8 protein-coding genes are annotated in these 14,551 nt (G+C 65.4%); 4 read left to right on the top strand and 4 right to left on the bottom strand.

All coding sequences use genetic code 11. The annotated features are described in order from the left end of the window. Position 1 precedes the first annotated feature (1 nt). Positions 2 to 1,687, top strand: a complete 1,686-nt coding sequence (locus tag C8J43_RS12100) for a long-chain fatty acid--CoA ligase (protein WP_243645557.1) — start codon at positions 2 to 4, stop codon at positions 1,685 to 1,687. Then, positions 1,684 to 2,076: a MerR family DNA-binding transcriptional regulator gene (locus C8J43_RS12105; protein ID WP_056049160.1), complete on the top strand. Its 393-nt coding sequence runs from the start codon at positions 1,684 to 1,686 to the stop codon at positions 2,074 to 2,076. The genes C8J43_RS12100 and C8J43_RS12105 overlap by 4 nt, the downstream gene beginning before the upstream one ends. 221 nt (positions 2,077 to 2,297) lie before the next feature. Here C8J43_RS12105 and C8J43_RS12110 read toward each other — a convergent pair whose 3' ends face one another. Together C8J43_RS12110 and C8J43_RS12115 are read right to left on the bottom strand one after the other, a co-directional pair. Next, positions 2,298 to 4,775 carry a PhoX family phosphatase gene (locus tag C8J43_RS12110; RefSeq protein WP_133031112.1) on the bottom strand — a complete coding sequence of 826 codons (2,478 nt, stop codon included), beginning with the start codon at positions 4,773 to 4,775 and terminating at the stop codon, positions 2,298 to 2,300. A 51-nt stretch (positions 4,776 to 4,826) separates the two neighbouring features. Then, positions 4,827 to 7,223 (bottom strand): TonB-dependent receptor, encoded by a 2,397-nt coding sequence (locus C8J43_RS12115; protein ID WP_133031113.1) that lies wholly within the window; start codon positions 7,221 to 7,223, stop codon positions 4,827 to 4,829. A gap of 168 nt (positions 7,224 to 7,391) precedes the next feature. Between C8J43_RS12115 and C8J43_RS12120 the strand changes: the two genes are divergently transcribed. Then, positions 7,392 to 9,071 (top strand): alkaline phosphatase D family protein, encoded by a 1,680-nt coding sequence (locus C8J43_RS12120; RefSeq protein ID WP_133031114.1) that lies wholly within the window; start codon positions 7,392 to 7,394, stop codon positions 9,069 to 9,071. A gap of 148 nt (positions 9,072 to 9,219) precedes the next feature. Next, positions 9,220 to 11,343, top strand: a complete 2,124-nt coding sequence (locus tag C8J43_RS12125; protein WP_133031115.1) for a M3 family metallopeptidase — start codon at positions 9,220 to 9,222, stop codon at positions 11,341 to 11,343. A gap of 42 nt (positions 11,344 to 11,385) precedes the next feature. Here C8J43_RS12125 and C8J43_RS12130 read toward each other — a convergent pair whose 3' ends face one another. Both C8J43_RS12130 and C8J43_RS12135 read right to left on the bottom strand, forming a co-directional pair. Next, the gene (locus C8J43_RS12130; protein WP_133031116.1) at positions 11,386 to 12,018 is read right to left on the bottom strand and encodes a glutathione S-transferase; all 633 of its coding nucleotides are present in this window, start codon (positions 12,016 to 12,018) and stop codon (positions 11,386 to 11,388) included. 246 nt (positions 12,019 to 12,264) lie between these two features. Then, positions 12,265 to 14,412, bottom strand: coding sequence for a TonB-dependent siderophore receptor (locus C8J43_RS12135; RefSeq protein WP_133031117.1), 2,148 nt, complete (start codon positions 14,410 to 14,412; stop codon positions 12,265 to 12,267). Positions 14,413 to 14,551 lie beyond the last annotated feature (139 nt).

Here is a 14,551-nt window from a genome sequence, read left to right on the forward strand (position 1 = left end):
GATGCAGGACACTTCCGGGGGCAAGGCGATCGGCGTACCGTTGCTGGGCGAGCCGCGGCTGCTGGGCGACATGCTCGACCTGTCGGTGCAGCGGTTCGGGTCGCGCAACGTGCTCGACTTCATGGGGCGGACGCTGACCTATGCCGAGCTCGGCGAGTCGGTCGACCGGGCAGCACGGGGACTCCAGGACATGGGTGTCGTGAAGGGCACGCGCGTTGCGCTCTGCCTGCCGAACACGCCCTATTATCCGATCCTGTTCTTCGCGATCCTCAAGGCCGGCGGCGTCGTCGTCAACGTCAACCCGCTTTATGTCGAGCGCGAACTGGCGCATCTGCTCGAGGATTCGGGCGCGACGATCATCGCCACCTGCGACATCGCCGAGATCCACGCGCGCGTCTTGAAAGTCGCCGGGCAGATGGGCGTGAAGCACGTCATCACCTGTCCGATCGCCGGCGCGTTGCCGACGCTGAAGTCGATCGCCTACCGCATCTTCAAGCGCGCCGAGATTGGCCATGCGCCGAGCGATGCGCGCCATTCCACGTTCGACGCGCTGCTCAAGGCGAAGGGTGCGCCGTCCCCCGTTACCGTTTCCCCGAACGAGGTCGCGGTGCTGCAATATACCGGCGGCACGACCGGCGAGCCCAAGGCGGCGATGCTCAGTCACGCCAATCTCGTCGCGAACGCCGATGCGATGGTCGTCTTCGTCGGCGGCGAGCAGCCGCACCAAGACCGCGTGCTCGGTGCGTTGCCGCTGTTCCACGTGTTCGCACTGACCACCGTGCTGACCTATTCGATCCGCACCGGCGCAGAAATGATCCTGCTGCCGCGCTTCGAATTGCAGCAATTGCTCAAGACGATCGACCGCACCAAGCCGAGCTATTTTCCTGCGGTACCGACGATCTACGCCGCGATCACCACGGCTGCCGAGACGCAGAAGATCGACCTGTCCTCGATCCACGCGTGCATCTCGGGCGGCGCACCGCTGCCCGCCGAGGTCCGCACCGCGTTCGAGGCGGCGACCGGCGCCAAGCTCGTCGAAGGCTATGGCCTGTCCGAAGCCTCGCCGATCATCACCTGCAACCCGATCGACGGCAGCAACAAGCCGGGCTCGGCAGGCTTGCCGTTTCCCGGCACGACGATCGAGATCCGCGACCGCGAGGATCCGACGCGGCTGCTACCGATCGGCGAGAATGGCGAGATCTGCGCGCGGGGGCCGCAGATCACACAGGGCTATTGGCATAAGCCCGCCGCCACCGCCGAGCTGTTCGCAGACGGCGCTCTGCGTACCGGCGACGTCGGGCATCTCGACGCGGACGGCTATCTGTTCATCGTCGATCGGATCAAGGATCTGATCCTCGCCGGCGGCTACAACGTCTATCCGCGCGTGATCGAGGAGGCGTTGTATGAACATCCCGCGGTGCTCGAAGCGGTCGTCATCGGCGTACCCGACAAATATCGCGGCCAGGCCCCCAAGGCGTTCGTCGTGCTGGCCGAAGGTTTGGTCGCTACCCCGCTAGAACTGCGCGATTTTCTGCGCGACAAGATCAGCAAGATCGAGCTTCCCCGCGAGGTAGAAATCCGCGACACTCTGCCCAAGACGCTGATCGGCAAGCTATCCAAAAAGGAACTTGTCGCTGAAGAGACCGCAAAGGCGGCGGCGTCGGAGGCGAGGGGAGTGGACGCGTGAACGACCGACAGGATGATCTTACCGGCATACAGGAGGTGTCGCGCATGCTCGGCGTGAGCGCGCGGACGTTGCGGTTCTACGAGGACAAGGGCCTGATCGAGCCCTGCCGGATCGGCACGACACGCGTCTACACGCGGCGCGAAGTCGCCCGGATGCAGCTGATCCTGCGCGGCAAACGTCTCGGCTTCACGCTACGCGACATCGAGGAGTTCCTCGACCTCTACGACGCCGATCCGCAGCATGTGGAGCAGATGCGCGCGCTCGCCGAGCGCTGTCGACAACGGATCGACCTGCTGGATGCGCAGCGCGAGGCGATCGTCCAGACGCGCGATGAGCTTGAGAAGATCGAGCAGGAGGCGCTCGCACGGATTCCGGCTGGGTTGGTCTGATAGCTACGGCTGCTCGTGAGAGACGAGTGCCAAGCCTATGACAACGATACCATTTGGCGATAATGCACCACCCCGGCGGAGGCCGGGGCCCCATTAGGAAAGCCGAGGTAACGACGCACAGCGCTGATGAGCGACGTCCCCCAATTGGGCCCCGGCCTTCGCCGGGGTGGTGCGTTAGTCGGTCCTTCCCCTTGCGGGGGAGGATCAGCAAACTCCGAAGCTTAAAGCCCCACAACACCCCCGTCGGTCTTCGTAATCACGATCGTCGAGGATCGCGGCCGCGAGGGAGCCGTCACCGCACCCGCCTGGTTGGCTGGCCAGCTGCTGGTGATGTTCGTCGGCCCACCATTCTCGCCCGGATGCTGGATGTTGACGAACAACGACCGCCCGTCCGGCGTCGAGTGAATGCCCGTGATCTCGCATTCCTTCGGCCCGACCAGGAAGCGCCGCAGTGCCGCCCCCGGTGCCTTGCCGATCCGCGTCGTCACCGAGCCGGTTGCCGCACCGATCGTGTTCGTCACCGTCCGCGTACCGCCATCGTTGACGATCCCCGGCACCGAGGCGAGCAGCATGCAGTTGGTCACGTCGGTATACGCGCTGTCGTCGGTCTCGATCCACATTACCGGCGCGATCGTCCCCGACGCATTGCTCGGGAGGCCGAACCAGAGGCCGTCCGGCGACGAGAAGTCGTTGCTCGCATCGAGACCCGACAGGTTGATGTTGGTCGCATCGAGATCGGAGCCGGCCCCGAACGCGTAGATATCCCATGCGAAGGTCGTCGCTTCCGACGTATCGCCGGTTTCACGCAGACGGATGATGTGGCCGTTGGCGTTACCGGTGGTCTGGCCGGTGGTGGTCTTCGGATCGACATAGGCGCGCGGATTGGACGCATCCGCGGTCGCGACGGTCCGCGACGAGTTGTTGGTGAGCGTGCAGTACATCTCGCCGGTCGCCGGGTTTACCGCGGTCCATTCCGGCCGATCCATCCGCGTCGCACCGAGCGCATCCGCGGCAAGTCGCGTATTGATCAGCACATCGATCTGGCTCGAGAACGGATACGCCGCATTGGCCGAGGTGAGAGGTCCCTGGCCAAAGACCAGGGGGAGCCACTGGCCGCTACCGTCCGCTGCGAACTTCGCAACGTAAAGTGTTCCGGTATCGAGATACTTGTCACCGATCGCCAGACGGTTCGCCGCGCTTGCATCTGCCGCCGACCACGGCGTAGCCGACACGAACTTGTAGATATATTCGTTCTGCGCATCGTCGCCCATATAGAACGCCGGCTTAACGCCTGCGATCGTCCGGCCGATCTGGCAGCCCTCATGGTTCATCCGGCCCAGCGCGGTACGCTTGCGCGGCGTCGAGGTGGCGTCGAACGGATCGATTTCGACGACCCAGCCATACTGGAAGATCTCGTTGCGGAAATCGCCCGTGCCGTCGGCGGGGGCGCCGGCCTGCGCGGTGATGTTCCAGCGCGAATAGACCGTGCTGGTCGTGTCTGCCGGCGTGACCGACCACCAGCCATAGTTGCCAGCCGTGCTGCTGCTGCTCTCGGTCTTGCCATACCGCGCGAGCGACGTGTTGGCTTTTACACCGATCGGGCCGCTCGCTGCACGGCGCGCGCCATCGCCGACCTCGCGACGGAAATAGCCGACCCAGTTCTCTTCGTTCGTCAGGTACGTGTGCCAAGGCATTGTGCCGTTGGCGCAATTGTTGATCGTGCCGCGCCCCGTCGTCGCATCGGGCGAGTAGCGCGTCTTGAGGCTGTCGGCGCCGCGCACCGGCCCCGAGAAGCTCATCGGCGTCAGCGGGGTGATGCGGCGGTTGAACGACGAGGTGGTGACATAGCTCCACGCGTCGGCGCGGTTGACCTCGATCACCGACACGCCGTGGCACTCCATCTCCTTCAGCGCTTCGGCTTCGGGACGGACGCCGCCGGTCGTGGTCGGGCCATTCGGATGAAGATAGGCCTGCGTGATGTTCTCGTGGTTGAGCACGAGCAATCCGCGCGTGTTGCCGTCGGCATCAGGCGTGCCGGCGGCCGACAACCCGAAATAGCTCATGCCGTCGTGGTGATCGCCGGCGCGCTTGGAAAAGGTCGTGTCGCTGCCGTCATTGGCATAGGCACCGACGCCGCTGCCTATCGGATCGCCGAGGCGGTAGAGCACCGTCACCGCATAGCCGGTCGGCACCGCGACGACGTCGGCAAGGCTCTTCGCCACCGCGGTGAAGCCGAGCGAGGCGGCACCCACCGTCACGCTGGTCGAGGCCGTGACCGATCCGCGCGCCGATACGGCGGTGAACAGGAAGGTCAGGACCGTGCCGGCGGCTGCACCGGGTACGACGAACGTCGCGGTGCTCGTGGTTGCGCCTGCGAGCGTGACGCTCGGGCCGGCGGTCTGCGTCCAGCTGACGCTGTCGACCTGGCCGATGGCGGCCCCGGTCAGCGTCGCCACGCGGCCGGCCGATGCACTGCCGCCTGCGGTCGCGGTGACCGTGACGGGGCTCGCGCCGCTGTCGCTGTCGTCGTCGCAGCCGGTCAGCAGCATGCCGCCGAACACTGCTGCGGCGGTAGCCGACATGCCGCCCATCAAGGTCTGGCGACGCGAATACCGCACCTCGATCAGGTCGTTGAGGTGCGGGTTGGCGGTCGGATTGGTGTCGATATCGCCGTCGGTATAGATGGTTTCGAACGTCATGATTGGTCCCCCCGGGGATGAGTAGTCGGTGCGGTCGCGGCTAGTGGCGGATCAGAACTTCGCGCCGAGTTCGATGCCGTAGAAGCGCGGTTCGCCGGCTATGTAGGTCGGGATGCCGAAGCCCCCGCCGGTGTTGCCGGCGTCGATCAGATAGCGCTTGTTGGTCGCGTTGCGGACGAAGCCGCCGACGCTGTAGCGGCCTTCCGCGAACTCGAGCCCGGCGCGCACGTTGACGAGCGTGTAGCCTGGCGTGCTGACCGCCTGACTGTTCGGCAGCTCGAAGAACACCTTGGTCCGGTAGTTGATGCTCGGCGTCGCATAGAGCGTCGCACCACCGACCGGCAGCCGCAGCATCAGGCCGCCCGATGCGGTCGTCTCCGGCTGGAGACGGAAGCGATTACCCGCGAACACGCCGTTCGCCGCCTCGTCGCCGATGCCGCCATCAATATAGGAAAACGTCGCGAAGGCAGAGAGATACGAGGCGAGCTTCAGATTTCCCTCGAGCTCGACGCCGAGGTTCTTGGCCGAACCGGCGCTCTGCGTGGTGGTGACGCCGTTGTTGGTGATCGACACCTGAAAGCCGTCATAGGTCTGGTAGAACACCGACGCCGCGCCGGTGAACGGTCCGACCCGCCCCTTGATGCCGCCTTCGTAGTTCCAGACATTCTCCTGCGGCACGACCTGCAAATTCGGACCGACGCCGAATGCGGTGTTCTGCGCGGCCAGCTGGACGACCGGCGAGCGGCGACCCTTGCTGATCGTGGCGTAGAGATTAACGTCGTCATTGAGCTTCAGCAGCGCATTGAAGCGCGGCAGGATCGCGGTGAAGCTCTTCTCGGCGACGAACTTGTTGCCGTTGGTGTTCGCGGTTCCGAGCAGGCTGGTGCGAATGCCGAGCGCCGCGAGGATCACCGAGTTCGGCTGCACCGACGAATAGCCCGACTGGCGATCCTCGATCAGGATGCGCGCGCCGGCGGTCAGTTCGAGCGCGGGTACCGGGATGTAGGTCGCGTCGGCGAACACCGAGTAGGTGTTGTTCCTGCCATAGTTCGTGAACTCGGCGGCGTAAGGTATTGCGGTTGCACGGCCACCGGTGAGCGCCGCCGTCGCCCGCGTCGCCGGGATCGTACCGTTCGGTGCGACGCAGGACGTCCCTGTGGCGATGCCTGCACCATTGAGCGCCGTGCGGATCGGTGCGTAGGCGGCCGCGACCGAGCAAGCGAGGTACGTGCCCTCTTCGGTCGCGAACGGGACGCGCTGATACCCGTTCTCGAAGAATGTGTTCCAGCCTACCGAGGCGCGATACTTGGGTCCTTCGAAGGCGAAGCGGCTCTCATGGCTCCACTGGTCGCCCTTGGCATCCTCGGCGAATTCCAGATACGCGGCCGGGCCGCCGTCGGCATCGAACACTTCGAGAGCGTCGAACCGGCGGTACCCGTTGACCGTCGTGAAGGTGATCCCCGGCGACAGGTCTGCGGTGATCGTCAGGTTTGCGTCATAGACGTTGCGGTCGAGGCCAAGCTTGCGTGCGCCGAGAACCGCGGCGCTGTACGGCGAGCCCGAGAGTTCGGCGTAGCCGTAGTCGCCGGTCTGACCACCGGTCGGGGCGTGCGCGCGACTCTTGAACGCGGTGCCGGGGTTGCGCTGGCCGTCATAGGTGAGGACGAGATCGGCGGTGATGCTGTCGCTAGGGCGATAGCGCAGCGAACCGCGCAGGCCGCGCTGGTCCTGGCCGTTCAGATCGTCCTGGTCGACGCCCCCCTGGTTCTGGTTCGGGACCTTCGGATCGCCGGCGATGTTGCGGACATAGCCGTCGCGGTATTTGTACGCGAACGCGATCCGCCCCGCGAGCACGTCGTTGCCGGCGTTGAGGAAGCCCGACACCTGCGTGCGGTTGAAATTGCCGTACGAGCCGTTGATCGCTCCCGACACGCCGGGCTGTGGTTTCGCCGAGATGACGCTGATCGCGCCGACTGCCGCGGCGGTGCCGAACAGCGTCGCCTGCGGGCCCTTCACGACCTCGATCCGCTCGAGATCGAACAGGTCCTGATACGCACCGCGCGACCGGCTGATGTCGATGCCGTTGTAATATAGCGTGACGCGCGCGCCCTGCTGCGACGAGCCGTTGTCTGAGGTGATGCCGCGGATCACGAAGCCCGGGTTGTTCGCGCTCTGCTCCTGGATCTGCAGACCGGGAATATAAGCCGCGACCTCGCTCAGCGAATTGACGCCGATCGACGCCATCTTCGCGCCGGTGATCGCGGTGACGGTGACGGGAACGTCGGCGATCCGCTGTTCGCGCTTCTGCGCGGTGACGACGATCTCGTCGTTCGGGGTGGTGGAAGCCGTGGCTTCCGTGCCGGGCTCCGTTGTCGCCTGCGCCAGTGCGGCGGTCGAGCAGGTCGTGGCGAGCGTCGCAAGCGCGAGCCGCGTGAAGATGCGTGTCATTGTGTCCCCCGTGTTCGTGCATCGGCACTAGGCAGGGAACGTGACGGTTAAACGGCGTCTTCATGAAAGCAAGATGACAGTCCAGTCACGACACTGTCACAGGGTTGCCACCGGAGTGTAGCGGAGTGCGCCTACCGCGGCGGTGCCTAATAACGAAAGCCCTGTTTCATGACGATCAACCGCCGCGATGCTTTGAAGACTGCGCTGAAACTCGCCGGTTCGGGTGCGACGCTCGCGCTGCCCTCGGCCGCGACGCATGCAGCGGGCGCGGCCAAGCTCCGCTTCGATCACGGCGTGGCGAGCGGCGATCCCTCGCTCGACGGTGCCATCCTGTGGACCCGCGCCACCCCGGTCGAGGCGGGCCAGGCGGGCGACATCGCGCTGACGTGGCACGTGGCCGAAACCGAGAACGGCAAGCCGCTCCGCTCGGGCAGCGTCAAGGCGCGTGCCGCCCGCGACTTCACCGCCAAGGTCGAGGCGACCGGGCTCCAGCCGGGCCGCGAATACCGCTACTGGTTCGACGCGGCGGACGGCACGCGCTCGCCGGTCGGTCGGTTCCGCACGCTGCCCAAGGGCAAGGTCGCCGACGTCGTTATGGCGGTCGTCTCGTGCCAGCTCTACGCGGGCGGCCTGTTCAACGCCTATGACGTGATCGCCAAGCTCGACCGCGTCGACACGGTGTTGCACCTTGGCGACTATATCTACGAATACGGCGTCGACGGCTACGGCGCGGACATCGCCAAGAAGATCAATCGCCTGGTCGAGCCGCGCCACGAGATCGTCAGCCTCGCCGACTACCGCATGCGCCATGCGCAGGTGAAGCGCGATGCCGACATGCAGGCCGCGCACGCGCGCGCCGCGTTCATCTGCGTGTGGGACGATCACGAGGTCGCCAACGACGACTGGATGCACGGCGCCGAGAACCACGATCCCAAGACCGAAGGCGACTGGGGCGCGCGCAAGGCGGCGGCGATGCAGGCCTATTTCGAATGGATGCCGATCCGCGATTCCAAGCCCGGCCAGCCCTGGGCGGCGATCAACCGCAGCTTCGAGTTCGGCGATCTCGCGACGCTGGTGATGGTCGAGACCCGGCTGCTCGCGCGCAGCCACCAAGTGGTGTCGAAGGGCGAGGAGATCACGCAGGCCGAATACGCGCCGATGCTGGCCGAGCGCGCGCGGACCGATCGCGAGCTGCTCGGCCCTGCGCAGCTCGCCTGGGTCGAGAAGACGATGGCGACCTCGGTCGCGGCGGGCAAGCCGTGGCAGGTGCTCGGCAATCAGGTGGTGATGGCGAAGGTCGCAGGGCCCGACATGGAGCGCCAGCTGGGGCCGGTGAAGTTCGCCGAGACGATGGCGAAGCTGCCGGCGATGTGGCGCGAGCGGCTGACCGCGAGCATCGCCTCGTACCGTGCGGGCCTGCCGTTCGGCTTCGATAGCTGGGACGGCTATCCGCCCGCCCGCGAGCGACTCTATGCAGCGTTCAAGCGCGCGAAGTCGCGGCCGATCGTACTGTCGGGCGACAGCCACGCGGCATGGGCGAACGACCTGCACGACGCATCGGGCAAGCTGGTCGCCGCCGAGTTCGGCTGCACCGCGATCACCAGCCCGTCCTACGGCTCGCTGCTGCCCGGCATCGGCACGCTGATCGCCGACGCCAACAAGGGTGAGGTCCGGTTCTGCGACCAGGATTTGAAGGGGTTCACGCTGCTGACGCTGACGCCGGAGCATGCGACCGGCGATTCGGTCACGGTGTCGACGGTGTTCGCCAAGCCCTACACGCAGGGTAGCGCGGCGCGCTTCCGTGCGTATGCGGCTCGGCCGAACCAGCCGCTCGAAAAGATCGTTTGACGGGAAAGCCGTTCAGGGCCCGCGGGGCGGCATCGCCGATGCCGTATCGTGGGCCCTACGTTCCCGGACGCGGACCAAACGAGACATTGTAACGCCCTGACACTCCATGCAAGAAGCGCGTCATCACTCCTGTCTTTGTGAGACACCGATGCCGCGTTCCACTTTGCTTCGTTCCGTCGCCATCCTTTGCTGTTTCGCGGGGCTAGCGCCCGTTCAGGCGGCGCGCGTCAATCCGCTGACCGTCCACAGCACGCTGCCGTTCCAGGCGCCGCGCTTCGACCAGATCAAGGACACCGATTACCAACCCGCGCTCGAGCAGGGCATGGCGGAACAGATCGCCGAGATGAAGGCGATCGCGAACACCCCCGCAGCACCGACCTTCGCCAACACGATCGAGGCGATGGAGCGCTCGGGCCGCACGCTCGACCGCGCGAGCCAGGCGTTCTTTGGCGTGTCGCAGGCGAACACCAACGATGCGCTCGACGCGGTGCGGTCCGCCGAGGCGCCCAAGCTCGCGCAGCACAGCGATGCGATCTATCTCGATCCCAAACTCTTCGCGCGCGTCCAGGCGCTGTACGCGAAGAAGGACTCGCTCGGTCTCGATGCCGAGCAGACGCAGGTGCTGGAGATCTACCATAGCGATTTCCTCCACGCCGGCGCGCAGTTGAACGACGCCGACAAGGCCAAGCTGCGGCTGCTCAACACGCAGATCTCGACCGCGACGACCGATTTCCAGCAGAAGCTGCTCGCCGGCACCAAGGTGGGCGCGCTGGTGGTCGACGACAAGGCCAAGCTCGCCGGGCTGAGCGATGCCGAGATCGCCGCAGCCGCGGAAGGCGCGAAGGAGCGGGGGATGCCCGGCAAATACGTCCTGTCGCTTCAGAACACGACGCAGCAGCCCGCGCTCGCCTCGCTTTCCGATCGTGCAACGCGTGCGGCGCTGTTCGAGAAGAGCTGGACGCGCTCGGAGAAGGGTGACGCCAACGACACGCGCGCGCTGATCCAGAAGATCGCGCAGTTGCGCGCGCAGAAGGCGCAACTGCTCGGCTACCCGAACTATGCCGCCTATTCGCTGTACGACCAGATGGCGAAGACCCCGGCAGCGGCGAAGGGGTTCATGACCCAGCTCGTCCCCGCGACCGCCGCCGAGCAGCATCGCGAGGCGGCCGAGTTGCAGAAGACCATAAACGCGACCGGCGCGTCGTTCCCGCTCGCGCCGTCGGATTGGGATTTCTATTCGGACAAGGTGCGTAAGGCGAAGTACGACCTCGACCAGAACGAGCTGAAGCCGTATTTCGAGATCAGCCGCGTGCTGACCGACGGCGTGTTCTTCGCCGCGAACCAGCTCTACGGCGTCACCTTCAAGGAACGCCGCGATATCCCGACCTATCAGCCGGACATCCGTGTCTTCACCGTGTTTGACAAGGACGGCTCCGAGCTGGGCCTGATGTATTTCGATTACTGGAAGCGCGACAACAAGGCGGGCGGCGCGTGGATGTCGAACTTCGTCGGCCAGTCGAAGCTGCTGAAGACCAAGCCGGTCGTCTACAACGTCGGCAACTTCACCAAGCCTGCGCCGGGCCAGCCCGCGCTCATCACGTTCGATGACGTGACGACGATGTTCCACGAATTCGGCCACGCGCTGCACGGGCTGTTCGCGAACCAAACCTATCCTTTGGTCTCGGGCACCAACACCGCGCGCGACTGGGTCGAGTTCCCGTCGCAGTTCAATGAGCATTGGGCGCTCGATCCGAAGGTTTTTGCGAACTACGCCAAGGATTACCGCACCGGTGCGGTGATGCCGCAGGCGCTCGTCACGAAGATCAAGAACGCGGCGAAGTTCAACCAGGGCTATGAGCTGGGCGAACTGGTGGCGGCGGCGACGCTCGATCAGGACTGGCATTCACTACCGGCCTCGGCCGGGCCGCAGGATGTCGACGCGTTCGAGACCAAGGCGCTGAACTCGATGGGGCTAGACACCAAGGACGTGCCGCCGCGCTATCGGACCAGCTATTTCGCGCATATCTGGGCGGGCGGCTATGCGGCGGGCTATTACGCGTATCTGTGGACGCAGATGCTCGATAACGACGCGTATGCGTGGTTCATGGCGCATGGCGGGCTGACGCGTGCGAACGGCCAGCGCTTCCGCGACATGATCCTGTCGAAGGGCCATACCGAGGATTACGGTCCGATGTTCAAGGCGTTCTACGGCAAGGACCCGGATATCGGTCCGATGCTCGAAGATCGTGGGCTTGCCGCTTCGGCGAAATGATGCGGTGACGAACCCTGAGCGGTGATCGACAACGATCGCCGCTCAGGAGGAGTGCTCCGGAAAGACGGTTGGCGGATCGCCGTCCTGCCACGGCGGAGGGCGGACCATGATCCGTTCGAAAAGCCGCGACGACAGATGCCGCGTCAGCCAGGCCTGCAAACCCGGCATCGGCAAACGATCGAAATACGATCGATCGGTTTCGGCGAACTGGCGCACGAACGGCATGATCGCCAGATCGACGAGGGACAGCGCGTCGCGTCCGAGATGGTCGGCAATGCGCAGCCGTTGGTCGAGGTTGGCGAGGATGTCCGTGGCGCACGCGCGATGTTCCAGACGGTTCACCCCATAGCGGTCGGCATATTTGTACCGATCGAGGTGGTATTTGAACACGCCGTCATTCGTGGCGATCATAGCGCCTGGATCCGTCTCGCCATCCCCCGCGACGTCGCCGGAGGCGAACGCCCACCGCATGATCGCGAGGCTCTCGTCGATCACCGCCCCGTCCGGCAGGACCAGCACCGGTACCGTACCCTTGGGTGACGCCGCAAGCATCGCGGGCGGCTTCGCGCGCAGTACGACCTCACGCAGTTCGACACCGCGCCCGCTCGCCACGATCGCAAGCCGCGCCCGCATCGCATAGGGGCATCGTCGGAAACTGTAGAGGATCGGCAGCATGGGGCGACCATACCGGATCGCTACGCTGACGTCGTCATCCGGTCGCCTATCTGTCTCGTCCGATGATCTGGGCCGATCGACCCGCAGTTCGAGACAGCCAAATCAACTCGCTGGTCCGTCATGCCAAGCGCGTTCCGGCATCGACGCCCTGAAAGAGATAGTCGCCGAATCAGTCCGTGGTGGGGGCTGCTGAATGTCCCCGGCGCTCGACCTGCTTTGGCCGGGGACCCCGCGTTTACCGTTGCATCAGAAGCGATAGCCGATCGTCGCCTGAACGGTGCGGCGGTTGCCGTACCAGCACCAGTTATAATTGGCGAAGCACGACGTCAGATACTTCTTGTCGAAGATGTTGGCGCCGTTGACTGCCAGGCTAAGGCCGCGGAGCGAGGGCGCGAACTTCGCCAGGTCGTAGCGGATGAGCGCGTCGTACACGGTGTAGGACGGGCTGTTGCGTCCGACTGTCTCGCCCGGCGTGACGCCGGCATAGACTTGGTCGACATGGCGCAGTGCGCCGCCGATCGTCAGCCCGGCCAGGCCACCCTCGGGCGGGGACCAGTTCAGCGCGAGCGTCGTGCCGCCACGGCCGACCGTTTCGAGCCCGCGACCGATGCGCGACGGATCGTTCAGGTCCTGCGTGACCTTCACCCGCTGGCGGCTATAGGCGACGCGCGCGTCGAACCCGTAGGGCAGGGGCGCCGTACCCTCGAACTCGACACCCTGCGAACGGACCTTGCCGGTCTGCGTCGAGACCGAGAACGTCGGCGTCGAGGTCAGCACATTGGTCTGATCGATCCGGAACCACGCGCCGGACAGTAGGATCGGCGTGCCGGGAACAGTGAACTTGGCACCGGCCTCGAGCTGCTTGCCGAGCGAGGGATCGGCGATGCCGAAGCTGCCATCGGGACGCAGCACGGTGCCAGCCTGTTGCTCGAACGACGTCGCATAGCTGACGTACGGCGCCAGACCGAACGGCAGCGTGTAGAGCGCGGCGGCGCGATAGGTAAACTTCTCGTCGTTCTTCGCCGCAGCGCCGATCTGCTGCGCGCGGGCCCAATCCTGGCGTCCGCTCAAGACGACGCGGAGCTCGCCAAGCGCCATCTGGTCCTGCGCATAGACGCCCTGCTGGCGCTGGCGCGCGTCGATCGTGAACTGGCCGCCGATCGCTTCCGGCGTGGTCGGTACCACCACCGTGCCATAGACCGGGGCTAACCCATTCAGCGACGGCGCGGTGCCGAACGCGCCGACTTCAGCCGAATGCGCGACCTGCCGGTCGGCCCCGAACAGCAGCGTGTGCTTGACCGGGCCGGTCTGCACCGTGCCGGTCAGCTGGTTGTCGAACGTCCAGTTGTTGAGCTGCTCGCGGGTCGCATAGGAGGCGCGGCTATAGGTCTGCTGGGTCGGGTCGGTCGCATCGAGGGCGCCGGCGGTATAGATCAGGCCGAGGTTCGACTTCACGTATTGATACCGGCCCGACGAGCGGAACGCCCAGCCGCCGCCGAAGTCATGGCGGAAGATGTAGGTGAGTGCGGCCTGTTCGCGGCTGAACCGGTTGCCCGCCTCGCCACCGTCGAAGCTGGTCGGCAACTTGCCGTTTGGGTTGGCGATCAGCGTGCCGCTGGCCGGGAACACGCCGTAATCGCCGTTGTACGGATCGTGCGAATAGGCGCCGAGCAGCGTGAAGCTGGTCGAGCTGCCCGCGCCGACGGTCACCGCGCCCGAGATCGTCTGGCGCTCGCGCTTGCCGAATTTCTGCTGCGTGTCGGCACCGTTCGCGCTGCCGTTGATCCGCCAAAGGACGCCAGCCCCGGCGCGGCCGCCGATATCGGCATCGACGCGGTAGAGATCATAGTTGCCGTAGGTCCCGCCGATCGCGCCGTACAACGCCTGGTCGAGCGGGAGCTTGCTCGACTCCGCGACGAGGCCGCCGGGGCTGGACTGGCCGTAGAGTACAGAAGCGGGGCCTTTGATGACTTCGATCCGGTCGAGCCGCGAGACGTCGATCTGTGGTGACGCGTAGCCGGACGCGCTAGCGAATTGCTTCAGCCCGTCGAGATAGACCGGTGCGTCGAACCCACGCAGCTTGAACTGGTCGTAGACCTCGCCGCTGGAGCCGCGCGTTTCGGGCGTGACGCCGGCGACGAAGCGCAGCGCCTGATTGAGATTCTGGAGACTGCGCCCGGCGATGTCGTCGGCGGTGATGACGCTGATCGATTGCGGCGTCTCGGCGAGCGGCGTGTCCGTCTTGGTACCCGACGATGCCTGACCACGCGCATGCTGCCCCGTCACGACGATGGCGCCGGTTTCGCCGTCCTCGGTGCGGACTTGCGCCTGCACCGGCGATGCGGCGAGCGTAGAACCAAGCAAAAGGGCGGTGCCGAAGCGACGACGTGTCATGAGGTTTCCTTATCGAGAACCGCCCCGCTAATGTTTCTGATAACTATTATCAATAGTAAGTTGGGTCTCGGTATTTTCTGGCTTGCATCTGTGGTGGTGCGGCAACACCGCGTCGCTATGATCAGCGATACCGGTCGAT

Origin of the sequence: Sphingomonas sp. PP-CE-1G-424 (assembly GCF_004341085.1) — a bacterium.
In the GTDB taxonomy this organism is placed as follows: Bacteria; Pseudomonadota; Alphaproteobacteria; order Sphingomonadales; family Sphingomonadaceae; genus Sphingomonas.

Bases quoted from the DNA above. Each gene is read 5' to 3' on its own strand.
- C8J43_RS12120 (WP_133031114.1), top strand. From the start codon at position 7,392: ATGACGATCAACCGCCGCGATGCTTTGAAGACTGCGCTGAAACTCGCC.
- C8J43_RS12125 (WP_133031115.1), top strand. From the start codon at position 9,220: ATGCCGCGTTCCACTTTGCTTCGTTCCGTCGCCATCCTTTGCTGTTTC.
- C8J43_RS12115 (WP_133031113.1), bottom strand. From the start codon at position 7,223: ATGACACGCATCTTCACGCGGCTCGCGCTTGCGACGCTCGCCACGACC.
- C8J43_RS12100 (WP_243645557.1), top strand. From the start codon at position 2: ATGCAGGACACTTCCGGGGGCAAGGCGATCGGCGTACCGTTGCTGGGC.
- C8J43_RS12130 (WP_133031116.1), bottom strand. From the start codon at position 12,018: ATGCTGCCGATCCTCTACAGTTTCCGACGATGCCCCTATGCGATGCGG.
- C8J43_RS12110 (WP_133031112.1), bottom strand. From the start codon at position 4,775: ATGACGTTCGAAACCATCTATACCGACGGCGATATCGACACCAATCCG.
- C8J43_RS12135 (WP_133031117.1), bottom strand. From the start codon at position 14,412: ATGACACGTCGTCGCTTCGGCACCGCCCTTTTGCTTGGTTCTACGCTC.